Source organism: Pseudomonas saudiphocaensis (genome assembly GCF_000756775.1).
Taxonomy (GTDB): domain Bacteria; phylum Pseudomonadota; class Gammaproteobacteria; order Pseudomonadales; family Pseudomonadaceae; genus Stutzerimonas; species Stutzerimonas saudiphocaensis.
Window position 1 is genome coordinate 1,664,753 of sequence record NZ_CCSF01000001.1, and the last position, 26,619, is coordinate 1,691,371.

The 26,619-nt window shown below is 61.2% G+C and carries 25 protein-coding genes and 2 pseudogenes; 17 read left to right on the top strand and 10 right to left on the bottom strand.

The features are described from left to right. Window positions 1-60: 60 nt before the first annotated feature. Window positions 61-414, bottom strand: coding sequence for a hydroxyisourate hydrolase (uraH, locus tag BN1079_RS07725; protein WP_037023466.1), 354 nt, complete (start codon window positions 412-414; stop codon window positions 61-63). A 362-nt stretch (window positions 415-776) separates the two neighbouring features. Here uraH and puuE point away from each other — a divergent pair, with 362 nt between their 5' ends. From puuE to BN1079_RS07750, 5 genes are all read left to right on the top strand, one after another. Further along, a complete protein-coding gene (gene puuE, locus BN1079_RS07730) occupies window positions 777-1,706 on the top strand; it encodes an allantoinase PuuE (protein WP_037023467.1) in 930 nt (309 codons plus the stop codon). After that, window positions 1,703-2,218, top strand: coding sequence for a 2-oxo-4-hydroxy-4-carboxy-5-ureidoimidazoline decarboxylase (gene uraD, locus BN1079_RS07735; RefSeq protein ID WP_037023468.1), 516 nt, complete (start codon window positions 1,703-1,705; stop codon window positions 2,216-2,218). Before puuE ends, uraD begins: the two co-directional genes overlap by 4 nt. A 40-nt stretch (window positions 2,219-2,258) precedes the next feature. Continuing rightward, window positions 2,259-2,768, top strand: a complete 510-nt coding sequence (locus BN1079_RS07740) for an ureidoglycolate lyase (RefSeq protein ID WP_037023469.1) — start codon at window positions 2,259-2,261, stop codon at window positions 2,766-2,768. Between the two features lie 79 nt (window positions 2,769-2,847). Beyond that, complete coding sequence (locus BN1079_RS07745) at window positions 2,848-4,083, top strand: urate hydroxylase PuuD (RefSeq protein ID WP_037023470.1); 1,236 nt, start codon at window positions 2,848-2,850, stop codon at window positions 4,081-4,083. Between the two features lie 438 nt (window positions 4,084-4,521). Then, window positions 4,522-5,346, top strand: coding sequence for an outer membrane protein OmpK (locus BN1079_RS07750; RefSeq protein ID WP_037023471.1), 825 nt, complete (start codon window positions 4,522-4,524; stop codon window positions 5,344-5,346). A 335-nt stretch (window positions 5,347-5,681) separates the two neighbouring features. Here the strand turns inward: BN1079_RS07750 and BN1079_RS17965 are convergent, their stop codons facing one another. Both BN1079_RS17965 and BN1079_RS17970 read right to left on the bottom strand, forming a co-directional pair. After that, the gene (locus BN1079_RS17965) at window positions 5,682-6,419 is read right to left on the bottom strand and encodes a methyl-accepting chemotaxis protein (protein ID WP_408581880.1); all 738 of its coding nucleotides are present in this window, start codon (window positions 6,417-6,419) and stop codon (window positions 5,682-5,684) included. Between the two features lie 120 nt (window positions 6,420-6,539). Next, window positions 6,540-7,790, bottom strand: a pseudogene (locus BN1079_RS17970) (HAMP domain-containing protein); the annotation flags it as partial. Window positions 7,791-7,882: 92 nt separating this feature from the next. Between BN1079_RS17970 and BN1079_RS07760 the strand changes: the two are divergent. Both BN1079_RS07760 and BN1079_RS07765 read left to right on the top strand, forming a co-directional pair. Continuing rightward, complete coding sequence (locus BN1079_RS07760; RefSeq protein ID WP_037023473.1) at window positions 7,883-8,332, top strand: DMT family transporter; 450 nt, start codon at window positions 7,883-7,885, stop codon at window positions 8,330-8,332. 118 nt (window positions 8,333-8,450) lie between these two features. Further along, the gene (locus tag BN1079_RS07765; protein WP_037023474.1) at window positions 8,451-9,065 is read left to right on the top strand and encodes a TetR/AcrR family transcriptional regulator; all 615 of its coding nucleotides are present in this window, start codon (window positions 8,451-8,453) and stop codon (window positions 9,063-9,065) included. 311 nt (window positions 9,066-9,376) lie between these two features. Here BN1079_RS07765 and BN1079_RS07770 read toward each other — a convergent pair whose 3' ends face one another. The 3 genes and pseudogenes from BN1079_RS07770 to BN1079_RS07780 all read right to left on the bottom strand — a co-directional run bounded on the left by BN1079_RS07770 (window position 9,377) and on the right by BN1079_RS07780 (window position 11,725). Further along, window positions 9,377-9,829 carry a PA2169 family four-helix-bundle protein gene (locus BN1079_RS07770; RefSeq protein ID WP_037023475.1) on the bottom strand — a complete coding sequence of 151 codons (453 nt, stop codon included), beginning with the start codon at window positions 9,827-9,829 and terminating at the stop codon, window positions 9,377-9,379. An 82-nt stretch (window positions 9,830-9,911) separates the two neighbouring features. Beyond that, window positions 9,912-10,726 (bottom strand): annotated as a pseudogene (gene xth / locus BN1079_RS07775) (exodeoxyribonuclease III). Window positions 10,727-10,816: 90 nt separating this feature from the next. Beyond that, entirely contained in the window at window positions 10,817-11,725 is a 909-nt protein-coding gene (locus BN1079_RS07780) for a LysR substrate-binding domain-containing protein (RefSeq protein WP_037023476.1), read from the bottom strand. Between the two features lie 200 nt (window positions 11,726-11,925). Between BN1079_RS07780 and gcl the strand changes: the two genes are divergently transcribed. The 6 genes from gcl (at window position 11,926) to BN1079_RS07810 (ending at window position 19,731) form a co-directional block, all read left to right on the top strand. Then, a complete protein-coding gene (gcl, locus tag BN1079_RS07785) occupies window positions 11,926-13,707 on the top strand; it encodes a glyoxylate carboligase (protein ID WP_037023477.1) in 1,782 nt (593 codons plus the stop codon). 214 nt (window positions 13,708-13,921) lie between these two features. After that, window positions 13,922-14,704 (top strand): hydroxypyruvate isomerase, encoded by a 783-nt coding sequence (hyi, locus tag BN1079_RS07790; protein ID WP_037023478.1) that lies wholly within the window; start codon window positions 13,922-13,924, stop codon window positions 14,702-14,704. 37 nt (window positions 14,705-14,741) lie between these two features. After that, window positions 14,742-15,632, top strand: a complete 891-nt coding sequence (locus BN1079_RS07795; RefSeq protein ID WP_037023479.1) for a 2-hydroxy-3-oxopropionate reductase — start codon at window positions 14,742-14,744, stop codon at window positions 15,630-15,632. Between the two features lie 372 nt (window positions 15,633-16,004). Next, window positions 16,005-17,273 carry a glycerate kinase type-2 family protein gene (locus tag BN1079_RS07800; RefSeq protein ID WP_037023480.1) on the top strand — a complete coding sequence of 423 codons (1,269 nt, stop codon included), beginning with the start codon at window positions 16,005-16,007 and terminating at the stop codon, window positions 17,271-17,273. A 65-nt stretch (window positions 17,274-17,338) separates the two neighbouring features. Next, complete coding sequence (gene pyk, locus BN1079_RS07805; protein WP_037023481.1) at window positions 17,339-18,754, top strand: pyruvate kinase; 1,416 nt, start codon at window positions 17,339-17,341, stop codon at window positions 18,752-18,754. A 98-nt stretch (window positions 18,755-18,852) separates the two neighbouring features. Next, complete coding sequence (locus BN1079_RS07810) at window positions 18,853-19,731, top strand: urea transporter (RefSeq protein WP_081950817.1); 879 nt, start codon at window positions 18,853-18,855, stop codon at window positions 19,729-19,731. Here the strand turns inward: BN1079_RS07810 and BN1079_RS07815 are convergent. Beyond that, window positions 19,728-19,952, bottom strand: a complete 225-nt coding sequence (locus BN1079_RS07815; RefSeq protein WP_037023483.1) for a DUF2188 domain-containing protein — start codon at window positions 19,950-19,952, stop codon at window positions 19,728-19,730. The genes BN1079_RS07810 and BN1079_RS07815 overlap by 4 nt on opposite strands. Before the next feature lie 272 nt (window positions 19,953-20,224). Here BN1079_RS07815 and hmpA point away from each other — a divergent pair, with 272 nt between their 5' ends. After that, complete coding sequence (hmpA, locus tag BN1079_RS07820; protein WP_037023484.1) at window positions 20,225-21,403, top strand: NO-inducible flavohemoprotein; 1,179 nt, start codon at window positions 20,225-20,227, stop codon at window positions 21,401-21,403. A 248-nt stretch (window positions 21,404-21,651) separates the two neighbouring features. Continuing rightward, window positions 21,652-21,828, top strand: coding sequence for a con-10 family general stress protein (locus BN1079_RS07825; protein WP_037023485.1), 177 nt, complete (start codon window positions 21,652-21,654; stop codon window positions 21,826-21,828). Window positions 21,829-22,062: 234 nt separating this feature from the next. Here BN1079_RS07825 and BN1079_RS07830 read toward each other — a convergent pair whose 3' ends face one another. Together BN1079_RS07830 and BN1079_RS07835 are read right to left on the bottom strand one after the other, a co-directional pair. Beyond that, complete coding sequence (locus BN1079_RS07830; protein ID WP_081950818.1) at window positions 22,063-23,307, bottom strand: GGDEF domain-containing protein; 1,245 nt, start codon at window positions 23,305-23,307, stop codon at window positions 22,063-22,065. 227 nt (window positions 23,308-23,534) lie between these two features. Continuing rightward, window positions 23,535-24,434, bottom strand: coding sequence for a hypothetical protein (locus BN1079_RS07835; RefSeq protein ID WP_037023486.1), 900 nt, complete (start codon window positions 24,432-24,434; stop codon window positions 23,535-23,537). Between the two features lie 297 nt (window positions 24,435-24,731). Here BN1079_RS07835 and BN1079_RS07840 point away from each other — a divergent pair, with 297 nt between their 5' ends. Further along, on the top strand, window positions 24,732-25,010 hold the full coding sequence (locus BN1079_RS07840; protein WP_037026702.1) for a hypothetical protein: 279 nt from the start codon (window positions 24,732-24,734) through the stop codon (window positions 25,008-25,010). Between the two features lie 7 nt (window positions 25,011-25,017). Here BN1079_RS07840 and BN1079_RS07845 read toward each other — a convergent pair whose 3' ends face one another. Continuing rightward, window positions 25,018-25,902 (bottom strand): LysR family transcriptional regulator ArgP, encoded by an 885-nt coding sequence (locus BN1079_RS07845; protein WP_037023487.1) that lies wholly within the window; start codon window positions 25,900-25,902, stop codon window positions 25,018-25,020. 97 nt (window positions 25,903-25,999) lie between these two features. Between BN1079_RS07845 and BN1079_RS07850 the strand changes: the two genes are divergently transcribed. Continuing rightward, entirely contained in the window at window positions 26,000-26,602 is a 603-nt protein-coding gene (locus BN1079_RS07850; protein WP_037023488.1) for a LysE/ArgO family amino acid transporter, read from the top strand. The last annotated feature ends 17 nt before the right edge of the window (window positions 26,603-26,619 follow it).

The following is a 26,619-nucleotide window of genomic DNA, read 5'->3' on the forward strand; positions in this document are numbered from 1 at the left end:
CCTCTAAGGGCGGGTGGTGGGATTACCAGCGGAGCCAGAGCAGGCTCTGGCCGAGCGTTCTTAGCTGCCGCGATACGTCGAATAGCTGTACGGAGAAATCAGCAGGGGTACATGGTAATGATCCTGCTCAGCGTCGATACCAAAGCGCAACACAACCACATCGAGGAAAGCCGGCTCGGCCAGCTTCACGCCCCGTGCGCGGTAGTAGTCGCCCGCACTGAACTGCAGTTGGTAAACGCCGGAACGGTAGTCGTCGCCCTCGAGCAACGGAGTATTGCAGCGGCCATCGGAATTGGTTTGCTGGCTGGCTACCAGCTCAAGCTGCTCGCCCTCCACGCGATAGAGTTCGATCTTGATGTCGCTGCCAGGACAGCCATGAGCGGCGTCCAGTACGTGAGTAGTCAAACGTCCCATAGTTTTCCGGCACCGCGGTAACCAACGGCCGCAGGCGCCCGCCTCCTCTTATTCGATGTTGTGGACTGCCTGGAGCATAGCATGTGCACCAAAGCTTTAAAGACAGTTTACAAGCAAAATTGTACACAAACTTACAAGCGGTTGTTCCGGGTCGGCGATTGATGCTTACTCGACCCACGTAAACCGCGGCATAGAGGGCTGGCGCCACGGATCGACAAGATAGCAGGCGTACCACCCATCACTTTTTCATGGGGTTTTGATTTACAAACCGAAAAAGCTTTTGTATACAATCAAATCATCAGGTTGCCAGTTTCAATCAGCTACCAGCGACCTCGTAAACAACCGAAGGAAAAGAACAATAAATGAGCGCCGACTATCCTCGTGACCTCATCGGCTATGCCGGCAACCCACCCCATCCCAAGTGGCCGGGCAATGCGCGCATCGCGTTGTCGTTCGTCCTCAACTATGAAGAAGGCGGCGAGCGCTGCATTCTGCATGGCGACAAAGAGTCGGAGGCGTTTCTCTCCGAGATGGTCGCCGCCCAGCCACTGCAGGGCGTGCGCAACATGAGCATGGAATCGCTCTACGAATATGGCAGTCGCGCCGGCGTCTGGCGCCTGCTCAAGCTGTTCAAGAAACACGATATTCCGCTGACCATCTTCGCCGTCGCCATGGCTGCACAGCGCCATCCTGAAGTGATCAAGACGATGGTCGCCGAAGGTCATGAGATCTGCAGCCACGGCTATCGCTGGATCGACTACCAGTACATGGACGAGGCGCAGGAACGCGAGCACATGCTCGAAGCCATCCGCATCCTCACCGAGATCACCGGTGAGCGTCCGCTGGGCTGGTACACCGGCCGCACCGGCCCGAACACCCGCCGGCTGGTGCGCGAGGAAGGCGGCTTCCTCTACGACAGCGACACCTACGACGACGACCTGCCCTATTGGGACCCGGAAAGCACCCCGAAAAAGCCGCACCTGGTGATCCCCTACACCCTGGACACCAACGACATGCGCTTTACCCAGGTGCAGGGCTTCAACAGCGGCGACGACTTCTTCACCTACCTGAAAGACGCCTTTGACGTGCTCTACGCCGAGGGCGCCGAAGCGCCGAAGATGCTCACCATCGGCATGCACTGCCGCCTGCTCGGCCGCCCTGCGCGCTTGGCATCACTGCAGCGATTCATCGAATACGTGCAGGGTCATGAGCAGGTATGGTTCGCCCGCCGCGTCGATATCGCCCGCCACTGGCATGCCACCCACCCCTTCAAGCAGGAGAGCGCGAAATGAGCCGCTTCCAGACGATCAAGCCGTCCAGCATGGACCGCGACACCTTTGTCGCCGCCTTCGCCGACATCTACGAGCATTCGCCCTGGGTCGCGGAGCAGGCCTATGACCTGGGCGTCGATGAGACCCTGGACATCATCGAGGTACTGCACCAGCGCATGTCGCAGATCCTGCTCAAGGCACCGCGCGAAACCCAGCTGGCGCTGATCAACGCGCACCCGGACCTGGCCGGCAAGGCTGCCGTACGCGGCGAACTGACTGCGTCCAGCACCTCGGAGCAGGCCGGCGCCGGCATTCACGAATGCACTGCCGAAGAATTCGCCCGCTTCACCGAACTCAACGCGGCCTACAAGGAGAAGTTCGGCTTCATCTTCATCATGGCGGTAAAGGGCAGCAACCGGCACCAGATCCTCGCGGCCTTCGAGGAACGCCTGCACAACACCCCGGAAGAGGAATTCACCCGCGCTGTAAACGAGATCAACAAGATCGCGCTGTTCCGCCTGCAGGCGATGTAAGCCGGTCATCTAATAACAACGAATTGAAGAGTAACCAGCCATGCGCACACTCAAGATAGAGCCGTTGACCAAGGAAGCTTTCGCCCCGTTCGGTGACGTGATCGAAACCGAAGGCAGTGAGTATTTCATGATCAACAACGGCTCCACCCGCCGCTATCACAAGCTGGCGACGGTCGAGACGGCGCAGCCGGAAGATCAGGCCATCATCAGCATTTTCGCGGCTGACGCCCTGGAAATGCCGCGTGTGATCAAGATGCTGGAACGTCATCCGCTGGGCAGCCAGGCGTTTATCCCGCTGCTCGGCCATCCCTTTCTGGTCGTGGTCGCGCCTGCTGGCGATGAACCTGTACCAGGTGCTGTCCGCGCCTTCCGTAGCAACGGAAGGCAGGGCGTCAATTACCACCGCGGCGTCTGGCACCACCCGGTGCTGACGATCGAAAAGCGGGATGAATTCCTGGTGGTCGATCGCAGCGGTTCTGGCAACAACTGCGACGAGCATTTCTTTAGCGAGGATGAGCTGTACCTCGACCCCCACCGGGACTCGCAGTGAGCGCAACACAGGCTTTCCGCTACGAGTCGAATAACAAGAAACAACGGTCGGTTCGCCGACCGCGCGAGAGGTAAAAATCGTGGACGCACATCTCACCGAATGGCTGAACCTGGGTATTCGCTGGATTCACATGATCGTCGGCATCGCCTGGATCGGTGCCTCCTTCTACTTCGTCTGGCTGGAGAACAACCTCAACCGCAGCAATCCGCGGGAAGGCCTGTCGGGCGATCTATGGGCAATTCACGGTGGCGGCATCTACCACCTGGAGAAGTACAAGCTCGCCCCGCCGCAAATGCCGGAAAACCTGCACTGGTTCAAGTGGGAGGCCTACACCACCTGGCTGTCGGGCGTCGCCCTACTGATGGTGGTCTACTACCTCAATCCCGGCCTGTACCTTGTCCTGCCGGGCAGTGACCTGTCCCCTGCAGCCGCGGTGGCCATCGGCTTCGGTTCGCTGATCGTCGGCTGGTTCGTCTATGACCTGCTTTGCGACTCCGGTCTGGGCAAGACCCCGGCGCTGCTCGGCCTGGTCCTGTTCGTTCTGGTAATCGCCGCTTGCTGGGGCTATTCGCAGATCTTCAGCGGCCGTGCTGCCTACATCCATACCGGTGCGCTGATCGGCACCATCATGGTCGGCAACGTGTTCCGCATCATCATGCCGGCCCAGCGTGCGCTGGTGAAGGCGATCGAAGAGAACCGTACCCCGGACCCGGTACTGCCGGCCAAGGGCCTGCTGCGCTCGCGCCACAACAACTACTTCACCCTGCCGGTGCTGTTCATCATGATCAGCAACCACTTCCCGAGCACCTACGGCAGCGAATACAACTGGCTGATCCTGGCTGCACTCGGCGCGTTGTCGGTACTGGTACGTCACTACTTCAACACCCGCCACGACAGCAACCGCTTCGCCTGGGCGCTGCCTGCCGCAGCGGTCGGCATGATCTGCCTGGCCTTCGTGCTGTCGCCGAACCGCCAGCCGGTGCCGCAGAACCTTGCGCCGACCACACCGGAGCAAGCCAGCATCAGCGAGCAGCAGAACAACGCTGAAAGCCATAGCCAGTTCAGCAAGGTCAGCAGCGTGATCGAAGAACGTTGCACGGTGTGCCATTCGGCCAAGCCCACCAGCCCTCTGTTCAGCGCAGCGCCAGCCGGCGTGATGTTCGACACCCCCGAACAGATCCAGCAGATGGCGGCCAAGATCCATGCGCAGACGATTGCCAGCCAGATCATGCCGCTGGGCAACATCACGCAGATGACTCAGGAAGAGCGTGATCTGCTGGCCACCTGGATTGCTCAGGGAGCGCAGATCAACTGAGGGCTGAAGGCCTTCGCCAGCAGCGCTCTGAACGCTGCAACTGCAGCCCGCCATGTGCGGGCTGCTTGCTATCTGATGGCCAATCGACAGTTCCAGACATTGTGTACAATAGGAAAATTATTTGTTTGGCAACTTGTCTACAATTGCTATAGTTAAAATAACTGACCGCCCGGACAACAATTCGGCAGATCAGGCACCAGTCCTAAGCCATGACGAACAATAAATAACAGGCAGGCTGAACCATGCTCCCAAGCGAATTCCGGAGTCTTCTGACTCCTCCCTCATCAGCGATAACAAGACGGGCCTGCACCGAGCCTACGCCGGCGTCTTCACTGTTTTCATTGCCCGATCAGGCTGACCCCGCCCCCTTTTGCTGCGGCATGTGACTGCGCAGTGAAATTACCGTCAAAGCCACAATAAAAAACCAAGGGTACTCAGATGAACTTCAAACTCGCTCCGCTCTCCCTCGCCCTGGCCGGCTCTCTGCTCGCTGCTCCGGCCTTTGCTGAAATGCATTGGCAGAACAACAGCCTGACCTATCTGTACGGCAAGAACTTCGCCGTTGACTCTGGCCAGGACGGCCGTGAAGCCGACATTCAGCAGACCATTACCTTCGAGCACGCCAGTGGCTGGAACTGGGGCGACATGTTCCTGTTCGTCGATCACAAGTGGTTCAACGGCCATTCGGGCAAGGACGGCCGTACTTACTACGGCGAGTTCAGCCCGCGCCTGTCGCTGGGCAAGGTCACCGGCAAGGATCTGTCCTTCGGCCCGATCAAGGATGTGCTGATCTCCGCCACCTATGAGCGCGGTGAAAGCCAGGCCGACGGCACGCCGAACCAGAATTACCTGCTCGGCCCGGCGGTGGACCTGGAAGTGCCCGGCTTCGACCGCTTCGCCATCAACACTTACTACCGCAAGCCCGACGGCGCCACCGGCAAGGCCAGCGGCCAATGGCAGATCACCCCGACCTGGGCCATGACCATTCCGGTAGGCAAGTCCGACATCCTCTTCGACGGCTACATCGACTGGGTGGTCAACGACGCCGGCTCGAAGAACAGCCCCGACTACGTGGCGAAGAACCTGCACATCAACCCGCAGATCAAGTACGACCTGGGCAAGGCCCTGGACAAGAAGGCGGGCATGCTCTACGTCGGTATCGAATACGACTACTGGAGCAACAAGTACGGCATCGAAGACAGCAGCGCCTTCAACACCGATAACAACGTCGTCAACTTTATCGTCAAGGCGCACTACTTCTAAGTTTTCATCGCGCCGGAGATGAGAAAAAGCCGTTAGGCCTAATGCCAGTCAGTCAACCTGACTGGCATTTTTGTTTGTCCTCTAGTCAGGGCAGATCTGCGCTTTTTGTAAAACCGAATTTATTTGCGAGCTTTTCACGAGCCCGCATAAAAGCTCGTGACCAGGGCTACTCCTATACAGTCCAGCCGAGTGCCCAGCTTTTCTGTAGGAGCGAACTTGTTCGCGAACTCTCGCAGGCCAACCACAGCGCAGAACCACAAGAGCAGGCTCGCGGCCAAGGCCCACCCCCACGGAGGCCGAGCAACTGCTCGGCCTCCGTGGTCGTCCTAGGTTTCCTACAGCCGGAAACTACCCATCTTGCGCTGCAGATCCTCGGCCAAGCGGCTCAGCTCCCGGCATCGCTCCAGGCAACCCTGGACTTCGCTCGCTGTGCTCTGGGCCAGATCGGCGATTCCCTGGACGTTGTGAGTGATCTCTTCGGTAACGCTGCTTTGCTCCTCGGTCGCGGCCGCCACCTGGGTGTTCATATCGCTGATCGCTTCGATCTGCTCGGTGATGGTCGCCAAAGAGGTGCCGGTGCGCTGGCTGGCCTGCACACCGGTGCCGGTTGCCGCCTGCCCGGCATGCATCGAGGTGACCGCGTTCTCCGCGCCACTCTTGAGCCCCTGGATCATCTGCTGAATCTCGTCGGTGGAGGCCTGGGTCCGGCTGGCGAGTGTGCGGACTTCATCGGCCACCACCGCAAAACCACGCCCCATTTCACCGGCTCGGGCCGCCTCGATGGCAGCGTTGAGCGCCAGCAGGTTGGTCTGTTCGGAAATGCTGCGAATCACTGCCAGCACCTTGTCGATATCAGCCACCTGTTGCGCCAGATCTGTCACGGCCTCTGCGGCATCGCCGATGTCGCCGGACATGCGCTCTATATGCGCGATGGACTCACCCACCACCGTGCGCGCCTGCAGCGCTTCTCCACGCGCGCCCTGGGATGCCTGCGCCGCGTTGCTGGCATTACGGGCGATCTCCTGTACGGTCAGCCCCATCTCATGCACAGCCGTAGCGACCATGTCGGTCATCTCATTCTGCCGGCCAGCGCGCCCGGCAGTGTTGTCCACCACCTGAGACACCTGTACCACCGCCTCGCGCAGCTGCTCGCTGGTGGTCAGCACATCGCCAATCAAAACGCGCAGGCTGGCGATAAAACGATTGAACCCACGGGCAAGATCACCCAGCTCATCGGCCCTGCTCTCGTCCAGCCGCCGAGTGAGATCACCACCGCCGCCACCGATCTCCACCAGGGCGCTGGTGACCTGGCGGATCGGTCTGACCAGTCCGCGCGCCAGCAACACCACCAGGAAGAGGAAAAACAGCGCCACCCCCAGACCGATCAGGCTGGTGCTCCACAGCGTCTGCCGCGCTTCACCAAAGATCTGAGTTTCCGGCACTTCGCTGACAAGCATCCAACCGAGACTCTGTATCGGCTGTGCCAGCGCCATGAAAGCTTCGCCGTCGCGCTCAAAACGAACCGTCTGCTTCTCGCCGCCCAGCAGTCGTCCGGCCGCCTCGCCGCCCATAAGCCTGGCCAGTTCCGCGCTGTCGTTGTAGTCGCTGTTCGGGTGGACCATGACGCGTCCGGCGGCATTGACGAGATAGACCTCACCCCGCTCGCCGAAGCGAAACCCGCTGATCAGCTCGGACATCGTCTGCAGGCTGTAGCCCAGCCCGACGGCACCCAGCTTGCGACCGTCGGCGACGATGCGCTGGTTGATGAACATCGTCGGCTGGCGCGTGGCTTTGTCGATATCGATGTCGACACGGCTGTCCCGGTTGCCATCGATCAAGCTATAGAACCAGCCCTCGCTCGGGTTGCTGCGGTCGAGCACCCGCGTCAGTCCACTTTCGGTGTGGTAATGACCGCTGGCGAGAACGGCGATGGAGGTAGTCAGCGCCCCCTGCTGCGCGCGCACCCCCTCAAGATAACGGCTCATGGTTTCCGCCTGCTCAGCACTCTCGCCATTGAGCAGCCAGTCTTGGACCAGCGTATTTCCGGCTATTCCCGCCGCGGCCGTGATCGGAGCGGTCAAGGTGCGCTCGATATCGTTGCGGATGGCGGTGACATTGGCCGGCAACGCTTCGCCGACCAGATATCGCTCAGCCAGGCGATTGACCGCCGAGGAATACACCAGGATGACAATCAGGATGCTGGTCAACAGGGCTGCGCCCATGCTGACAATCAGCTGCCACTGGATGCTGCGATTCATAAAGCCCATGGTGCTTACCTCGGTCTTGTCGATTATTTTTTGTATACAAAACGGGAACAGCCAGATCGCTATCGGCAGGCTTAAAAATATCCTTAATTCCATCCGTCGGCGCGGCGGCTTTCCGCTACAGCCGCGTCTTTCGATTGGCTGACCTGCAGCGCCGAGAACCTGATCACCCGGTCCCATGGAACAAAAATTAGTTCAATCTTGTATACAATGGGAAGAATTCCGGCACATTCGCAGGTGCCGCCTGCATACCTGTCTTAACGGAGGAATTCATGCCCACAGTTGCCTGGTGGTTGCTCGCATTACCCCTGATTGCCGGAGCGATGTTGCCCCTGCAGGCCGGCATGAATGGCGAAGTCGCGCGCCATCTGTCCAGCGTGATGAATGCCGCGCTGGTCTCCTTCGCAGTCGGCACGCTGGCGCTGCTCGTTATCGTGCTGGTCCAGCGTGATCTGCCGAGCCTGCAGGGCCTGCGCGGAATTACCTGGTGGCACTGGAGCAGTGGCCTGCTTGGCGTCTTCCTGATCGCTACCGCGGCTTTCGCGGCTCCGCGTGTGGGAGCTTCGCTGTTTATGGCCCTGTTGCTGGCCGGGCAATTGCTGATGGCGCTGATGCTCGATCACTACGGCTGGGCTGGCTATCGCCAGGCGTCGATCAGCCTGAGCAAGGTTGGCGGCATCGTGCTGGTGTTCGTCGGCGTATGGCTGATTCGGCGCGGCTGAACCGGCCGGCTCGGTAGCGCCCTTGAGCCCACGGCCTCGGCTTGAGCGGCATCTGACGCAGGTGCTAGCATTCCGGACCAGGCCAGCCGGCCTCCTCGTAGCAAATCGAATAGGCCCAATGTCCAGCATCCGAGAGCGCAACAAAGAGTTGATTCTGCGCGCTGCCAGCGAAGAGTTTGCCGAAAAGGGCTTCGCCGCCTGCAAGACCAGCGATATCGCCGACCGTGCAGGCCTACCCAAGCCCAACGTCTACTACTACTTCAAGAGCAAGGAAAACCTCTATCGAGAGGTGCTGGAAAGCATCGTCGAACCCCTGCTCGAAGCTTCGGCGCCGTTCAATCAGCCGGGCCACCCTGCCGAGGTGCTGCGCGCTTATATCCGCACCAAGATCCGTATCTCGCGCGAGCACGCCTGTGCCTCAAAGGTATTCGCCAGCGAAATCATGCACGGCGCCCCGCACCTGTCCGCCGAGCGCACCGAGCAGCTCAACGCCCAGGCCGCACATAACATCGCCTGCATCCAGAGCTGGATCGATCAGGGCCTGATGGCCAAGGTCGACCCCAGCCATCTGCTGTTCAGCATCTGGGCGGCGACCCAGACCTACGCCGACTTCGATTGGCAGATATCAGTCGTGACCGGAAAGGACAAACTGGATGACGCTGACTACGAGGCAGCGGCCGAGACCATCATCCGCATGGTGCTCAAGGGCTGCGAGGTGCAGGAACCGGCGTAGGCTGGATCATGGCGCGCCGCGTCCCAACGCACGGAGACGCGGTGGATGTAGAAAGCGACATCCACCCCACGAAAATGCTGCCGCGTATCTCAAGACGCAGCGGTAAACACCGGGGCAGAACCCGGCGTAGGGTGGAAGACTGCGAAGCATCTTCCACGCGTCCGTATCGAGCCAAACCGAGTGCCTGGAAAGCTCCGACCATCCCCCCAACTCCAGAGCATCTGCCTATTCGGCACGCACAAAAAAAACGCCAGCATCACGCTGGCGTTTGTTCGTTCAAGCTTCAGCTATCAGCTATCAGCTATCAACTATCAGCTGCGGGCACGCTCTGCATCGCGCAGTGCCTTGACCTGGTCATGGTTGCGCTGCACGCCCTGGAACTGGCGCTGGACCACCACGCGGATATCGGCCGGCAAGTCTTTGTCGAGCGCCTTGCGATAGCTCTTCAAGGCCACATCCTCGCCACGCTCGCACTCGTTGAGGATGGCTTCATCATCCTTGCCAGTAACCAGAGATTTGAGATCGACCCAGCGCCGATGCAGATCGCCGGCCACGCTGCCGCTGGTTTCAGGATCACCGCCCAAGGAGCGCACCAGTTGCTGCAATTCGGCCACTGCGGTCGCGCAATCCTGCGCACGCTGGACCATGGTGGTTTTCAGCTGCGGATTCTTGAGGTCTTCAGCGCATTCGCGAAAGCCTTTCTCGCCGTCTTTGCTGGTTTCGATCAAATCGTTGAGTACCGAAATCGTTTCTTTCGTGTCCATTCTGCTCTCCTGGCAATCGAATTAACGGCAGTGCATGCGCGCTGCCTCCCGTCAAAGTCGACTGCACCGCAGGAACGAAGGTTCAGCCGTTCCGCTGAGCGGAGGTCATATCCAGCTCGATCCAGGTTGGCGCATGGTCGCTGGCGTGCTCCTGCCCTCGCACCCAACGGTCCACGCCCGCCTCCTTCAGGCGCGGAGCCAGGTCCCGGCTAAGCAACAGATGATCGATGCGCAGGCCGGAATTCTTCTGCCAGTGCTGGCGGAAATAGTCCCAGAATGTGTAGATGCGCTCCTCGGGGTACAGGGCGCGCAGCGCATCGGTCCAGCCTTGGGCGAGCAACGTCGATAGCACTCGCGGCTCTCCGGCTGCAGTAGCGCATCCTTTTGCCAGGAGCGCGGGTTGTAGATGTCCTCATCGGTGGGTATCACGTTGTAGTCGCCAGCCAGCACCACCGGGTGGCCGCTGGCAAGCAGGCCCTCGGCGTGCTCGATCAGTCGCTCGAACCAGGTCAGTTTGTAATCGAACTTCGGCCCCGGCTGCGGGTTGCCGTTGGGCAGGTAGAGACAGGCGACGATCACCCCATGGGCCGCTGCCTCGATGTAGCGACTTTGGCTTTCGTCGGGATCGCCCGGCAGACCGCGGCGGATTTCCAGCGGGTCGTTGCCCTTGGCCAGGATCGCCACGCCGTTCCAGGACTTCTGACCATGCCAGATCGCGCCGTAGCCAAGCGCACGAATGTCGTCGATGGGAAAGTCCGCGTTCTGTGCCTTGAGTTCCTGCAGACACACCACGTCGGGCTGCTCACGCTCCAGCCATTCGAGCAGGTTGGTCCGACGTGCGCGGATGCCGTTGATGTTGAAGGTGGCGATTTTCAGACGATCCACGAGACACCTCATGTGCGAAGGCTGCGTTTGCAGTAGCCGCCGCACGTGGATGTGCTGCGCGACATCTACCGTACGACCTGCAGCGACATCACGTGGTTCGGCTCAGCGGTTTTCCCAGTAACCGGGCGCGTTGTAGATACCCTTCAGGTAGTCGATGAAGAAACGCACTTTGGCCGGCAGGTAACGCTGCTGCGGGTAAACCGCCTGGATGTCGTAGGCAGGCAGCGCGTACTCGTCGAGCACGGTCACCAGCTCGCCGCGCTTGAGCTCGGCCTGGATTTCCCAGGTGGAGCGCCAGCCGATGCCCAGGCCCTGCTTGACCCAGTCGAACAGCAGCTCGCCATCGTTGCAGTCGAGATTGCCGGCCACCCGCACTGCCACCTGCTTGCCGTCGCGCAGAAAGGTCCAGCCACGCTGCTGCCCGCCCTGCAGGTTGAACGCCAGGCAGTTGTGCCGCGCCAGGTCTTCCAGCACCCGCGGTACGCCCTGCCGTTCGAAATAGTCCGGCGCGCCGCAGACTACCCGACGATTGGGGAACAGCTTGACCGCCACGTAGTTGGGGTCGGTCACCTCGCCGATGCGGATGCCCATGTCGTAGCCATGGCGCACCAGATCGACCACGCTGTCGGTGAAGTTGAACGACAGCTGCAGGTCCGGGAAGCGCGCCTGGAAGGCCGGCGCATGGGGGCCGATGTGCTTGCGACCGAAGGCTGCGGGCGCCGAGATCACCAGATGGCCGCGTACCGAGGTGCGATCCTTGGCGATGCTGGCATCGGCCTCATCGAAATCCTTGAGCAAGGCGCGGGCGCGCTCCAGGTACTGCTCACCGAGGTCGGTCAGCGCCAGCCCGCGGGTGGAGCGATGCATCAGCTTGACGCCCAGGTGACGCTCCAGGGCATCCAGGCGGCGCCCCATCACTACGGGCGTCACCCCTTCCTTCAATGCAGCGGCAGCGAAACTGCCCGCTTCCGCTACCAAAACGAAGCTATGTACAGCGGTGTAACGATCCATTCGATACTCCTGATATCGACAGAAATGAAGTTTCGACCAATTCCCCCTTCGATTCCAGCCCTGCATCCTTGGGCCACGTATAAAAACTATCGAACAACAAAAGAGCCACGATCTAGCGAGCCAGGAAACTGCTTCTAACGCAGCGGGCCGACGCGCAGCAGATCGCGGACAAAATTTCTAAGCGTCAGGAGGAATCACCCATGGCACGAATGAGAGCAATCGATGCCGCTGTGGCGGTAATGCGCAAAGAAGGCATCGACACCGCCTTCGGCATCCCCGGTGCCGCGATCAATCCACTGTATTCCGCCCTGCGTGCTGACGGCGGCATCCGTCACATCCTGGCGCGCCACGTCGAAGGCGCTTCGCACATGGCCGAGGGCTACACCCGCACCAAGGCAGGCAACATCGGCGTGTGCATCGGCACCTCGGGCCCGGCCGGTACCGACATGATCACCGGCCTCTACTCGGCCTGGGCTGACTCCATTCCGATACTCTGCATCACCGGCCAGGCGCCCCGCGCCCGTCTGCACAAGGAAGACTTCCAGGCGGTGGATATCGAATCCATCGCCAAGCCGGTCACCAAGTGGGCGGTCACCGTACTTGAGCCGGCGCTGGTACCGCGCGTATTCCAGCAGGCCTTCCACGTAATGCGCTCCGGCCGCCCCGGCCCGGTGCTGATCGACCTGCCGTTCGACGTGCAGATGGCCGAGATCGAGTTCGATATCGAGACCTACGAACCGCTCTCCGTCTACAAGCCTACGGCCAGCCGCAAGCAGATCGAGAAAGCCATCGACATGCTCTGCGCCGCTGAGCGTCCGCTGATCGTCGCCGGTGGCGGCATCTACAACGCCGGTGCCGAAGAGTTGCTGGTGGAGTTCGCCGAGACCGTCGGCGTGCCGGTGATCCCAACGCTGATGGGCTGGGGCTCGATTCCCGATGACCATCCGCTGATGGCGGGCATGTGCGGTCTGCAGACCAGCCACCGCTATGGCAATGCCAACATGCTGGCTTCGGACTTCGTGCTCGGCATCGGCAACCGCTGGGCCAACCGCCACACCGGTTCGATCGATGTCTACACCAAGGACCGCAAGTTCGTACACGTGGATATCGAACCGACCCAGATCGGCCGGGTGTTCTCGCCAGACTACGGCATCACCTCCGATGCGGGCGCGGCGCTGAAGCTGTTCGTTGAAGTCGCCAAGGAGCGCAAGGCTGCCGGCCAGCTGCCGGATCGCAGCAGCTGGGCTGCCGACTGCCATGAGCGCAAGCGCACCATGCTGCGCAAGACCCACTTCGACAGCGTGCCGATGAAGCCGCAGCGGGTGTATCAGTGCATGAACAATGCGTTCGGTCGCGATGCCTGCTACGTCAGCACCATCGGCCTGTCGCAGATCGCCGCCGCGCAGTTCCTGCACGTCTACAAGCCGCGCCACTGGATCAACTGCGGCCAGGCCGGCCCGCTCGGCTGGACCATTCCGGCGGCGCTCGGCGTGGTTGCGGCGGACCCGTCGCGCAAGGTCGTGGCGCTCTCGGGCGACTATGACTTCCAGTTCATGATCGAGGAGCTGGCGGTGGGTGCGCAGTTCAAGCTGCCCTACATCCACATCCTGGTGAACAACGCCTACCTGGGCCTGATTCGCCAGGCGCAGCGCGGCTTCGAGATGGATTACTGCGTGCAGCTGGGCTTCGAGAACATCAATGCCGACCAGAGCGGCATGGAAGGCTACGGCGTCGACCACGTCGCGGTGGTCGAGGGCCTGGGCTGCAAGGCGATCCGCGTGTTCAAGCAGGAAGATCTGCGCCCGGCCATCGAACAGGCCCAGGCCTGGATGGCCGAGCACCAGGTACCGGTGGTGATCGAAGTGATCCTGGAGCGCGTGACCAACATCGCCATGGGCACCGAGATCGATGCCATCAACGAGTTCGAACCGCTGGCCGAAGGCCGGGAAGATGCACCGACGGCTGTCGCATTGTTGGATTGAGGCAACCGTAACCAAACGCGTGGAAGACGCTTCGCGGTCTTCCACGGGGCGGCCACCCGTCCTACGCAAGGCCAACCGTCGGCGAAATCCGCGACGGCACCGAACTGAACGTAGGGTGGATATCGCGAAGCATATCCACCACAACGCAACACCGCGGGTGGTATCGCACCACCACATGCAACACCAACTGTCCGTACAGACACAGGAGTAACCCATGCCACGTTTTGCCGCCAACCTCTCCATGCTCTTCACCGAGCTGGACTTCATGGACCGTTTCGCCGCTGCCGCCAAGGCCGGCTTCGCCGGGGTCGAGTACCTCTTCCCCTACGACTACCCGGCCGAGGAGATCAAGGCGCAACTGGACGCCAACGGCCTGACCCAGGTGCTGTTCAACCTGCCGGCCGGTGACTGGGCGGGTGGTGACCGTGGTATCGCCTGCGATCCCGAGCGGGTCGAGGAATTCCGCGCCGGCGTCGACAAGGCCATCGCCTATGCCAAGGTGCTGGGCAATACCCAAGTCAACTGCCTGGCGGGGATCGCACCCAAGGGCGCCGACCTCTCCAAGCTGGAAGCGACTCTGGTGGAGAACCTGCGTTACGCCGCGGCCAAGCTCGAGGAAGCGGGCATCCGTCTGGTCATGGAGATGATCAACACCCGCGACATCCCGCGTTTCTTCCTGAATAACACCGCTCAGGCCCTGGAAATTCGCGAAAAGGTCGGTAGCAGCAACCTGTACCTGCAATACGACATCTATCACATGCAGATCATGGAGGGTGATCTGGCCCGCACCATGGAAAGCAACCTGGCGGTGATCAACCACGTGCAGCTGGCCGACAACCCCGGCCGCAACGAGCCGGGCACTGGCGAGATCAACTACCGCTTCCTGTTCGAGCATCTGGACCGCATCGGCTACCAGGGCTGGGTCGGCTGCGAATACAAGCCGGCCACCACCACCGAAGCCGGCCTGGGCTGGATGAAAGCACATAACGCGATCTGAACTGACGCGAACCAGAAGAATTAAGAGGAGAAAACTCATGGCTAAAATCGGATTTATCGGCACCGGCATCATGGGCCTGCCCATGGCTCAGAACCTGCAGAAAGCCGGTCACGACATCTTCCTGTCCGAGCACCACGACAAGGCCCCGGCCGCATTGCTGGAAGGCGGCGCCGTCGCCCTGGCCAACCCGAAGGAAGTCGCTCAGGAAGCCGAGTTCATCATCATCATGGTGCCGGATACGCCCCAGGTCGAAGACGTCCTGTTCCGCGTTAACGGCGTTGCCGAAGGTGTCGGCCAGAACAAGATCGTGATCGACATGAGCTCGATCTCCCCCTCGGCTACCAAGCAGTTCGCCGAGAAGATCAACGCCACTGGCGCGCAGTACCTCGACGCCCCGGTTTCCGGCGGTGAGGTCGGCGCCAAGGCCGGCACCCTGTCGATCATGGTCGGCGGCAGCGAAGAGAGCTTCGCCCGCGCCCTGCCGCTGTTCGAAGCCATGGGCAAGAACATCACCCGCGTCGGCGGCAACGGCGACGGCCAGACCGCCAAGGTGGCCAACCAGATCATCGTTGCGCTGAACATCCAGGCGGTGGCCGAGGCCCTGCTGTTCGCAGCCAAGAACGGCGCAGATCCAGCCAAGGTGCGTGAAGCACTGATGGGCGGCTTCGCCGGCTCGAAGATCCTCGAAGTACACGGCGAGCGCATGATCAAGGGCACCTTCGATCCTGGCTTCCGTATCAACCTGCACCAGAAGGACCTCAACCTGGCCCTGACCGGCGCGCGCGAGCTGGGCCTGAACCTGCCCAACACCGCCAACGCGCAGCAGGTATTCAGCACCTGCGCCTCCCTCGGCGGCAGCGGCTGGGACCACTCGGCGCTGATCAAGGGGTTGGAGCACATGGCCAACTTCTCGATCCGCAAGAAATAAGAAAAACAGCAGGCCGCTGAAACCGCCAACGTGTTTTCAGCGGCCTGTGAAAAGCTCCGAGCTCGCTGAGCACAACGTCCACGCCCACCTTCAGGACAGACAGACCCAGGGTGGTGGGCAACCAGGGCGTTTTGCGCAGCGACGCTACGAGAGTTGAGTCACGGATAGCCAGGCTGGAATCATCAAGTCCCCCACGACCGGGTCTGGCTATTCGCTGATTCAACGGTCGCCTCAGGGCGGCACCCTTTTCGATTCACCCGGCAAAAGGAGTCACGGCCCGACAGCCGGGTGGGTCGATTTCATACCTTAGCGCTTGCCCCCGCGAGGTCTAAGGTCTGAAATCGGCGCCATTCCTCATACAAGGAGCCCCACATGAACCGCGATCCCCAAGCGCTCCTGCGCGAACTGTTCAGCGCCGCCATCGACGCCGCCCACCCCCGCCAGGTACTGGCCGATCACCTGCCCGCCGACCGCACGGGCCGCGCCATCGTCATTGGTGCCGGCAAAGCCGCGGCGGCCATGGCCGAAGCCATCGAAGCCGCCTGGGAAGGCGAGATATCCGGTCTGGTGGTCACCCGCTACGGCCACGGTGCCGACTGCCGCAAGATCGAGGTAGTGGAAGCCGCGCACCCGGTCCCGGACGATGCCGGCGAACGCGTCGCCCGCCGCGTGCTGGAGATGGTCAGCAACCTCAATGAAAGCGATCGGGTGATTTTCCTGCTGTCCGGCGGCGGATCCTCCCTGCTGGCGCTGCCGGCCGAAGGCATCAGCCTGGCGGACAAGCAGGCGATCAACAAGGCGCTGCTGCGCTCCGGCGCCCATATCGGCGAGATGAACTGCGTGCGTAAGCACCTTTCCGCTATCAAGGGCGGTCGCCTGGCCAAGGCCTGCTGGCCGGCCAGCGTCTACACCTACGCAATTTCCGATGTACCCGGCGATGAAGCCACAGTAATTGCCTCCGGGCCGACGGTAGCGGACCCGACCACCTCCGCCCAGGCGCTGGAAATCCTTACCCGCTACAACATCGAGATCCCGGCCAACGTACGCGCCTGGCTGGAAGATCCGCGTTCTGAGACGGTCAAGGCCGATGACCCCTGCCTGTCGCGCAGTCATTTCCAGCTGATCGCCAAGCCGCAGCAATCGCTGGAAGCCGCCGCGGTAAAAGCCCGCGCTGCCGGATTCTCGCCGCTGATCCTCGGCGACCTGGAAGGCGAGGCGCGGGAAGTGGCCAAAGTGCACGCCGGCATTGCACGGCAGATTGCCCAGCACGGCCAGCCCCTCGCAGCGCCCTGCGTGATCCTTTCCGGTGGTGAAACCACGGTAACGGTACGCGGAGATGGCCGCGGCGGACGCAACGCTGAATTCCTCCTGAGCCTGACCGAAAGCCTCAAGGGCCTGCCTGGCGTCTATGCGCTGGCGGGCGACACCGATGGCATCGACGGCTCCGAAGACAATGCCGGCGCCCTGATGACGCCGGACAGCTACGCCCGCGCCGAAGCCCTGGGCCTGAGCGCTGCCGGGGAGCTGGCCAACAATAACGGCTACGGCTATTTCCAGGCGCTCGATGCCCTGCTGATGACCGGCCCGACTCGCACCAACGTCAACGACTTCCGCGCAATTCTGGTGTTGCCGCCGGCCTGAAGCGCGACCTGACACTCGTTGCCGATGCCTGCCATTTATAACGATAACCGCCAACAGAGGCTGCCATGACACCCGACAAGAAGGTCAAGATTCTCGCCACGCTGGGCCCTGCCACGCGCACCATCGATGATGTGCGTCAGCTGGTGGAGAACGGCGTCAACCTGTTTCGCCTTAACTTCAGCCACGGCGAGCATGCCGACCACGCCGAGCGCTTCAACTGGATTCGCCAGGTCGAGCACGAGCTGAACCAGCCCATCGGGATCCTGATGGATCTGCAGGGTCCGAAGCTACGTGTCGGTCGGTTTTCCGAGGGCAAGGTGCAGCTGGAGCGTGGCCAGACCCTGCGCCTGGATCTCGACCCGACACCGGGTGACAGCACGCGGGTCAACCTGCCGCACCCGGAGATCATCAAGGCGCTGGAGCCGGGCATGAGCCTGCTGGTGGATGACGGCCGCCTGCACCTGAGCGTGATCGCCAAGCATGCCGACGCCATCGAAACACGCGTGGTTGCTGGCGGCGAGCTGTCCGATCGCAAGGGAGTGAACGTGCCTGAGGCGGTGCTGGAGCTAAGCCCGCTGACCGAGAAGGACCGCCGCGACCTGACCTTCGGCCTGGAGCTGGGCGTCGACTGGGTGGCGCTGTCGTTCGTCCAGCGCCCGCAGGACATCCACGAAGCCCGCGAGCTGATCGGCGACCGCGCATTCCTTATGGCGAAGATCGAGAAGCCGTCCGCGGTGCAGCACCTGCGCGAGATCGCCCGTCTAAGCGACGCGATCATGGTGGCCCGCGGCGACCTGGGTGTGGAGGTACCTGCGGAAAACGTACCGCGCATCCAGAAAAACATTGTCCGCACCTGCCGCGAGCTGGGTCGGCCGGTGGTGGTGGCCACGCAGATGCTGGAATCCATGCGCTTCTCCCCTGCCCCGACCCGCGCCGAAGTGACCGACGTGGCCAACGCGGTGGCCGAAGGCGCGGATGCGGTGATGCTCTCGGCGGAAACCGCCTCGGGCGACTACCCGCTGGAAGCCGTGAGCATGATGAGCAAGATCATCCGTCAGGTGGAAAGCGGCCCGGACTTCCAGGCGCAACTGGATGTGAATCGTCCAACCGCCGAGGCGACGTTGTCCGATGCCATCAGCTGTGCGATCCGCCGGATCAGCGGCATCCTGCCGGTGGCCGTGCTGGTCAACTACACCGAATCCGGTCGCTCCAGCCTACGCGCCTCGCGCGAGCGGCCAAGCACGCCGATCCTCAGCCTCACACCGAGCATTACCACGGCACGCAAGCTGACGGTGGCCTGGGGCGTCTACTCAGTAGTCGATGCGCGTATGTACGATATGGAGCAGGTCTGCGCCAACGCACTGGAACTGGCCCGCGCACAAGGCATGGCCGGTACCGGCGATACGGTCATCGTCACCGCCGGCGTGCCCCTGGGCCAGCCGGGAAGCACCAACTCGCTGCGGATCGAAACACTGCACTGACTGTTGCCACCGCATATGGCGGTTGCGATCCCCCCGTACGGCGAGCCCAGGCTCGCCGTTTCTCGTTGATCTAAGCAGCGCAGCCACTTCTGCCGTACATGCCCAGTCTTAAGCCACCGCGCTATGCCATTGCCGCTCTGAACGGCTTCAGTCAGATACTTCTCCAGGCTCACCCCGTCTGTGGATTTCTGATCCTGCTGGCCATGGGACTGCATGCCCCCGAGCTGATGATCGGAGCGATGCTCGGGGTGTTAGCCAGCACCTTAGGCGCCGCGGCACTGGGCTATCCTCAGGCCGATATCGATATCGGCCTCTACGGTTACAACGGGGCACTACTGGGCCTGCTGCTGAGTTTGCTGCTGGGGCTGTCGGCGCTTTCGCTAGGGCTGATCGCGCTTGGTGCCGCCATCTCCAACCTACTGCAGGTCCGCCTTTTAACCGCCATGCGCGAACGCAACTGGCTGCCCGGATTTACCCTGCCGTTCATACTCTTCGGCTGGTTTGCATTGGCCTTGGTTGGCGCGCTGGCCCCTGCAGCGCCGGTGTGGTCTGAAACGCCGCTGGCATTGAATGGCACGGGACTGCTCTTGGCAGTCGGCTCCGGCATTGGGCAGGTAATCTTTCTCGCGCAACCGCTGGCTGGTCTTCTGCTGTTGGCCGCCGTGTGGCTGGCAGACCGCAAGGGGGCCGCCTGGATGCTCTGCGGCTCGGTGGCCGGCGTGGCGATTGGGTTGGCGACAGGCGCGCCAGAACAACAGGTACTGGCCGGGCTGACCGGCTATAACCCGGCACTGGCTGCACTGGCGGTCAGCCAGGTGCAGCGCTCCTGGCTGGCACCCTTGTTGGCAATCATCACGGCCGCAGTGCTCAGGCTGATATTCGACCAGTTGGGCCTGCCGCCACTGACCATGCCGTTCATCCTCGCCTGCTGGCTGGTTGCGCTGGGCAGTCGCTGGTATCGCCTGGAGCGCGCTTAGCCCCCCGTCGCCCGCGGATCCTGATCACGCGGGTAACGACGCTCCTCCTCCACTGCCCCGTTCTCGTTGTGGATCTTTACCGAAGCGGTGCGCAGCTTCATGTAGTCCCGGGTCTCGCTGAGGATATCTTCTCGAGTCAGCGCCTCAAGCAACGCGCGTTTGTCGCCTTCCTCGCGCAAAACCCAGCGATCATCTTCATGAGTGATGTGGTAGTTCTCCATGCTGCCTCCTGGGCCGAATCAAATGGTATGTCTTGGAGTTATCGCCAGCGCCGTGGTTCGCCGCTTCTACCAGAACCACCACGGTAGCTATCACCCAAAATAGTCAAAAAGACCCTTTTTTCCAGGGTTCTATCTACCCGGCCTCTGCTGTACGCCCTTGATTTCGGTCAATAACAGGCTGGAACGATTATTGAAGTACAGAAAGCAGCTGTCCGACGACTCGCCCTCAGCGAGTCGCATCAGAGACGGATCTATAACCAACGGAGTAATCCATGCTTTGCGCTGAACAACGTGCCCTGATCAAAGCCACCGTCCCCCTGCTGGAAAGCGGTGGCGAAGCCCTGACCACTCATTTCTATCGTCTGATGCTGGCCGAGCACCCCGAGGTTCGCCCGCTTTTCAACCAGGCCCACCAGGCCAGTGGCGACCAGCCACGGGCATTGGCCAACGGCGTGCTGATGTACGCCAAACATATCGACCAGCTGGAGCAGCTCGGCGGGTTGGTATCGCAAATCGTCAACAAGCATGTTGCCCTGCAGGTACTGCCGGAGCATTACCCCATCGTAGGTTCCTGCCTGTTGCGCGCCATCCGCGAAGTGCTCGGTACCGAGATCGCCACCGATGAGGTGATCGCCGCCTGGGCCGCCGCCTACCAGCAACTGGCAGACATTCTTATCGACGCCGAAGAGCAGACCTACCGCACCACCGCAGAAGCCACTGGAGGCTGGCGTGGCGCAAGACGCTTCCGTATCGCCCGCAAGGTGGCCGAAAGCGATGAAATCACCTCTTTCTACCTGCAACCTGAAGACGGCGGCCCGGTAGTCGCTCACAAGCCCGGCCAGTACATCGGCCTGCGCCTGCTCGTCGATGGCGAAGAGGTGCGCCGCAACTATTCCCTTTCCGCCGCCAGCAACGGCAGCGAGTACCGCATCAGCGTCAAGCGCGAGGAAGGTGGCGTGGCCTCCAATACCCTGCACGGCATGAGTGAGGGCGAAATCCTGGAGCTGTTCGCACCGGCCGGCGATTTCACCCTGGAGCCGAGCGACAAGCCGCTGGTGCTGATCAGCGGCGGCGTGGGCATCACACCGACCCTGGCCATGCTCGAAGAAGCGCTGCAAACCTCACGTCCCGTGCATTTCATCCACTGCGCACGCAACGCCGGGGTCCACGCCTTCCGCGAATGGGTTGACGGATTGGCCGAGCGTCATACTCAGCTCAAACGCTTTTATTGCTACGACGAACATGACGACAGCGAAGCCCAGCCGGACGCCGTTGGTCTGATGACCGCCGAGCAGCTCGATTCCTGGCTACCGGAAAATCGCGATTTGGACGCCTATTACCTCGGCCCCAAGCCCTTCATGGCGGCAATCCGTCGGCAGCTGAAAGCTCTGGGCGTACCGGAGCAACAGCTGCGCCACGAATTCTTCGGCCCGGCCTCGGCGCTGCAGTGAGCCGGGGCGAGCCTGTAAGCAGGCTCGCCCTTTAATACAAGCGGTTATTACGGCAGGAGTATGATTTTATAACTACCGCTTCGTTGTGCTTTCATTTAGCCATAGCCTTACTATTACTATTGGAAACCACTCGTCTGCCGCTTGTATTAAAGGGAAACTCCTGACAGTCGCCCGGCTCTGAAACTCTGAAGGCTGATGAAGTCGTTCAGCCCTTTAGCAGTCTCAATTTCCATTCAGGAGAAGTGAAGATGGCAAACAAGAATCCCGGCAACTTTGCAAACGATCGCGAGAAGGCCTCGGAAGCAGGCAAGAAAGGCGGTCAGAACAGCGGCGGCAACTTCGCCAACGACCGTGAGAAGGCCTCGGAAGCAGGCCGCAAGGGCGGTCAGAACAGCCATGGCGGTGGTCGCAGCAGCAACAGCTGATGCGGTGTGCCGAGAAGGGCAAGGGCTTACAACCCTTGCCCTTTTTCTTTTACCCAAGGCACTAAAAACGAATACACGGATTAAAAGGCGCAACCAGCACTTTATATATTCACTTTCAACTTTCCATCAACAGCCAATGTTCTGCGCCGCAATTTTCTTGCGCCTTCTGAACAACACTCAAGAGAAGGGAAAGAGCCCTAACCCGACCGAAGGTTATTATTCTCTTCCAAAGTTTCAGACAGAAAACTTAGAGCGGCTGCGGCCTACCCGATTTCCACGGCCTGACGACCTTTCCTGCCTCACTGTGAAGGTATCAAGCTCATCGCCCGCCTCGGCACAGAGCCGGTTACGACCGCTGGTTTTGGCCAGATACATGCGTTTATCAGCCAACTCCAACAGCTGCTGGGGACTTTCGATGTGATCGGCGAAGCGCTCGGCCAGACCAATGCTGGCCGTAAGCGGCAAACCGTCCGGGCGCATGCCGAAGCCTTTCTGAACCATTCGCCCCAGCGCCAGGCGTGCCTGCTCCTTGTCGGTGTCGGGCATGATCACCACGAACTCCTCTCCGCCCCAGCGCACCAGGCTATCGGTGCTACGCAGGTTGTCCAGAATATGCCGAGCACAGTCGCGCAGCGCCTGGTCGCCCGCATCGTGGCCGAAGGCATCGTTGATTGACTTGAAGTGATCCAGATCGACGAAAGCTACAGCCAGGCCGCTCTCATGACGCCACGAGGTGTCCCATTGCAGCTGCATGATTTCCTGACCACTGCCACGGGAGAAAACCCCTGTCAGCGGATCACGAATAGCTTGGCGCACCAGCGCAATCATAAATGCCAGCTGACTAAGGCTGGCCAGGGCGGTAACTCCGGCAATCAGAATCAGCAGCCAGAAAGCGCCGGCAAACGAAGGCCAGTTCAAGGTCGACCAGCTCAGATAACCCGCCAGCCCCTGGGCCAGCAAGAGAATGCTGGCCAGGACCAGATTCTCCACCAGCGTAAGCGGAAAGATCGCCAGACCGGCCATCAATACGAAAGGCAGAAAGGCGTATCCCGTGGCCACCACCGCCGATAACTGGGTCAGCTGGTAGCCACCCAGCAATGTGTGCGAGGCGATGTAGAACACCGTGGGAATCGCAAACAGGATGGCAATCGCCCGGTAGGCATCGAAGAGGTTGCCGCTAGGCCTATACAGCAGCAACAGGCAGGCAAAGGCCGCGCACGCAAGAAGGCGAAACGATGCCAGCCCCAGCCACAAGGGATAGCTGAACACCACCAGGTCAATGATGCCCCATACCGGCGTAAGCACTGCAAAGAGAAAGGCGAACAGGCGCACGCGATTGACGATCATCGTCGCCCGGCGCTGTGTCAGCAGCATTGAATGGCGGTGCGGTAACAGGAGTTGCTTAAGCTCGCTTGCCTTCAGTTCACTGGGCAACAAAGTAGCCAGGCGGCTCAGAAGAAGATCGATCAACGATGGCATTTATTGTTGTCATCCGAACTTGAAGGGTGGTGGACATCCCGCCCTTGTCTCAATCGGCCGGATGGTAGCACCTTGACACCAGCGAATTTAATTGACTGAGAGCAAGCATCTGCATCATCGCTGGCTTCTCTGCAATACGCTGCAGTCGCCGCAGCGCGCCAGTCTCTCAGCCAGGAAAGCCGCGCTCACTCCAAGCACGGCTTTGTAACCGATGGCTTCACGACCGGCTAGCGGCGGTCGATCTGTTCCTGGAGATTGGCAATCTGGCTTTGCAAGGTATTGAAGCTGCGTGTCATCTGCGCGCGGAAGGTATCGAATTCGGCGGTTTTTACACCTGGCGCGGGGGCAGGACGATTATCCAGTTCGCTGCGTAGAATCAATATATCCTGCTCCAGACGGCTGATGGCCTGGGCGGGGTCGCTCTGACGCTTCAGCGCAGCGATCTCCTTGTCGATGCCATCGATACGGGCAGGAACCTTATCCAGACCATCGAGCGAGCCTTTCAGGCCATTCACTGCAGTATTCAACCTGCTCTGCTCGCTGCTCAGCCCCTCCAGGCTCTGGGTAAGCGTGGCCGTCGCGGCCTGCTGCTTGCTCAGCTCGCCCGCCACAGTTTCGACACGCCCGGCCTGCTCCTGCAGACGCTGATCCTGGTTACCCTGCCTGCCCACCAGGCTTTGCTGCTGAGTAGCCAAGGCGCGCTGTTGCTCGAGCAGCTCAAGAACCTGCCCCTCCAGCTGCTTGATGCGCAACTTCAGCGCTTCACCCTCGGTGGTGACATTGGATTCGGTCGCGACCATTTTTCCGGAGATATCCTGCAACCGTCCCGCCGCATCTTCACTGATGCGGGCAAAGCTATCCTGAGTGGCCACCAGTTGAGCCTCCAGCCGCTCGATCTGCCCCTTGCCCCACCAGCCCAGCGCCAGCAAGGCGCCGCACAGCAGCACAATCATGATCCACAGCGGCGCGACATTGGCGCTGCGGCGTTTCTTACGGACACGCTCGGGCGCCAGGCTGCTGTCAGCCGGCTTATGCAGGGGCTCCAACTCCGGCTCCGGATAGGGTCTTTCGCGAGTGGCGGTCAGACTGGGGATATCGTCCAGTTCGTCGTGAGCGTCGTTGCGCATGGCATACCTTCAAAGGCGCGTATCGGGAAATATCGCGCAGTATAACGATTCGGTGAAACTGCTTCAGAGCGCACCACCATCAAACAAATGTGCCGCTTGCGCCCCAAGCTCGTGCGTTTCTCAATGTGTACAGCGGTGCCTCGGGAGCGCGTCTACGTGATCAACGCCAGTGCTACCGCGCTTTGCCACCCAGTTCACATAATTGGTACGGCTGTTGCTTTGAAAGCCTTGGCAGCCCGGATGGCATCTCCGACATGGATGTCGGGCCTGATCAACGCCTCAGAGGAGTGGATCGACATGGAGTTCAACAAGGCGCTGCTCGACTGCATGCAGACCCTGCGCCGTCGTCTGCGTGAGGAACAACAGCTTCATATTCGGCTCAGCCAGCCTGACGCCATTCCGGCCATGTTGGCTGCATGCCTGTCTTCCAGCGACGAACTGACTCGGGACCTGGGCAAACAGCTGGCAGCCTACAGCGATAGCGCACCTGCCACCATTAATACGCCGCCTCCCCCCGCAGCTAAAGAAAACCTTAGCTCGGTGCGTATCTATCGTGGCCAGCGAGTAACGGGTTGAAAACAACCTAAACCACCAGCCACTGCCGTGCCGACTGCCCCAGCGCCCGGGTCAACTCAGCCAGCAATTCACCGCCGTTGCGCCAGTGATGCCAGTAAAGCGGTACATCAATGGGCGGGCCGCCGGCCACGTCGACCAGCGCACCACTGGCCAGTTCTGCACGCACCTGCAACTCCGGCACCAGCCCCCAGCCGAGGTTGCTCTGCAACAGACGTACAAAACCCTCGGATGACGGGCACAGGTGGTGACTGAAGGCGCCATTCAGACCCAGCGAGGCCAGATAGCGATGCTGCAGTTGATCATCCGGGCCAAAGACGATTGCCGGCGCACGCAACAAGTCCTCGATCGAACCGCTGCTCAAATGCCGCTCGATGAACGTCGGGCTGGCCAGTGCGCGATAGCGCATCGCCCCAAGAAACTCACTGCGCGCGCCCGCCAAAGGCCGCTCAACGGCACACACGCAGGCGGCCACTTCGCCAGCACGCATACGCTTGAGGCCGACGGCCTGATCCTCCAGCACATGATCGAGCACCACTCCATACTCGGCACAGAACGGCGCCACCGCAGGCGCCCACCAGGTCGACAGGCTGTCGGCATTGAGCGCAATGCGCAGCCTCTCGGGCAGTCGACTAGCATTCATCCCCGGTACCTGAGTCTGCAGGTCACGCTCCAGCAAGCGCACCTGCTGCACATGGTTGAGCAGACGCCGGCCGACCTCGGTCGGTTGCGGCGGGCTCGCACGTAACAGAACCGGCTGCCCCAGTCGCGCTTCCAGCAGCTTGATGCGCTGCGAGATCGCCGACTGAGACAACCCCAACGCCTGCGCCGCCCGGTCGAAACCGGCCTGCTCGACCACTGCCGCCAAAGCCGACAGCAATTTGTAATCGAACATCACTTTTCCTTATGCAGCATTACAATATTTCGTTTTTCTTATACGCGGAGACAGCCGAAACTGCGACCACTTCCGCGGCGCAAACAGGTGCAACGCCATGTGGCAAAGCTATTTCAACGGGCTGCTGGTAACAGCGGGCCTGATCATCGCCATCGGCGCGCAGAATGCGTTCGTGCTCGCCCAGAGTTTGCGTCGCGAACACCATCTGCCAGTCGCCGCGCTGTGCATCCTCTGCGATATCGTGCTGATAACGGTTGGCGTGTTCGGCCTGGCGGCGGTACTGGTCGCCAACCCGCTGCTTCTATCCATTACCCGCTGGGGTGGCGTGGCCTTTCTGACCTTCTATGGCGTCGTCGCCCTGCGCCGTGCTGCCAATCCGCAGGCGCTACACGAAGATGCGCAACGCAGCCCGCGCTCCGTGGGCAGCGTGTTGCTGGCGGCACTGGCCGTCACCCTGCTCAACCCGCACGTGTACCTCGACACCGTGCTACTAATCGGCTCGGTCGGCGCACAGCAACCCGAACCCGGCGCCTATACGCTGGGGGCAGCCAGCGCATCGACTTTGTGGTTCATGCTATTGGCGCTCGGCGGCGCCTGGCTGGCTCCTTGGCTGGCCCGCCCACTCACTTGGCGCCTGATCGATCTGGGCGTCGCCGGCATGATGTTCGCCATTGCTGCCCAGCTGGTTCTCAGCGCCTGAGGAACAGCCGACTTCGC

Coding starts and splice junctions, on each gene's coding strand:
- uraH (WP_037023466.1), bottom strand. CDS start 414: ATGGGACGTTTGACTACTCACGTACTGGACGCCGCTCATGGCTGTCCT.
- puuE (WP_037023467.1), top strand. CDS start 777: ATGAGCGCCGACTATCCTCGTGACCTCATCGGCTATGCCGGCAACCCA.
- uraD (WP_037023468.1), top strand. CDS start 1,703: ATGAGCCGCTTCCAGACGATCAAGCCGTCCAGCATGGACCGCGACACC.
- BN1079_RS07740 (WP_037023469.1), top strand. CDS start 2,259: ATGCGCACACTCAAGATAGAGCCGTTGACCAAGGAAGCTTTCGCCCCG.
- BN1079_RS07750 (WP_037023471.1), top strand. CDS start 4,522: ATGAACTTCAAACTCGCTCCGCTCTCCCTCGCCCTGGCCGGCTCTCTG.
- BN1079_RS17965 (WP_408581880.1), bottom strand. CDS start 6,419: ATGACCGACATGGTCGCTACGGCTGTGCATGAGATGGGGCTGACCGTA.
- BN1079_RS07760 (WP_037023473.1), top strand. CDS start 7,883: ATGCCCACAGTTGCCTGGTGGTTGCTCGCATTACCCCTGATTGCCGGA.
- BN1079_RS07765 (WP_037023474.1), top strand. CDS start 8,451: ATGTCCAGCATCCGAGAGCGCAACAAAGAGTTGATTCTGCGCGCTGCC.
- BN1079_RS07770 (WP_037023475.1), bottom strand. CDS start 9,829: ATGGACACGAAAGAAACGATTTCGGTACTCAACGATTTGATCGAAACC.
- BN1079_RS07780 (WP_037023476.1), bottom strand. CDS start 11,725: ATGGATCGTTACACCGCTGTACATAGCTTCGTTTTGGTAGCGGAAGCG.
- gcl (WP_037023477.1), top strand. CDS start 11,926: ATGGCACGAATGAGAGCAATCGATGCCGCTGTGGCGGTAATGCGCAAA.
- hyi (WP_037023478.1), top strand. CDS start 13,922: ATGCCACGTTTTGCCGCCAACCTCTCCATGCTCTTCACCGAGCTGGAC.
- BN1079_RS07795 (WP_037023479.1), top strand. CDS start 14,742: ATGGCTAAAATCGGATTTATCGGCACCGGCATCATGGGCCTGCCCATG.
- BN1079_RS07800 (WP_037023480.1), top strand. CDS start 16,005: ATGAACCGCGATCCCCAAGCGCTCCTGCGCGAACTGTTCAGCGCCGCC.
- pyk (WP_037023481.1), top strand. CDS start 17,339: ATGACACCCGACAAGAAGGTCAAGATTCTCGCCACGCTGGGCCCTGCC.
- BN1079_RS07810 (WP_081950817.1), top strand. CDS start 18,853: ATGCCCAGTCTTAAGCCACCGCGCTATGCCATTGCCGCTCTGAACGGC.
- BN1079_RS07815 (WP_037023483.1), bottom strand. CDS start 19,952: ATGGAGAACTACCACATCACTCATGAAGATGATCGCTGGGTTTTGCGC.
- hmpA (WP_037023484.1), top strand. CDS start 20,225: ATGCTTTGCGCTGAACAACGTGCCCTGATCAAAGCCACCGTCCCCCTG.
- BN1079_RS07825 (WP_037023485.1), top strand. CDS start 21,652: ATGGCAAACAAGAATCCCGGCAACTTTGCAAACGATCGCGAGAAGGCC.
- BN1079_RS07830 (WP_081950818.1), bottom strand. CDS start 23,307: ATGCCATCGTTGATCGATCTTCTTCTGAGCCGCCTGGCTACTTTGTTG.
- BN1079_RS07835 (WP_037023486.1), bottom strand. CDS start 24,434: ATGCGCAACGACGCTCACGACGAACTGGACGATATCCCCAGTCTGACC.
- BN1079_RS07840 (WP_037026702.1), top strand. CDS start 24,732: ATGGAGTTCAACAAGGCGCTGCTCGACTGCATGCAGACCCTGCGCCGT.
- BN1079_RS07845 (WP_037023487.1), bottom strand. CDS start 25,902: ATGTTCGATTACAAATTGCTGTCGGCTTTGGCGGCAGTGGTCGAGCAG.
- BN1079_RS07850 (WP_037023488.1), top strand. CDS start 26,000: ATGTGGCAAAGCTATTTCAACGGGCTGCTGGTAACAGCGGGCCTGATC.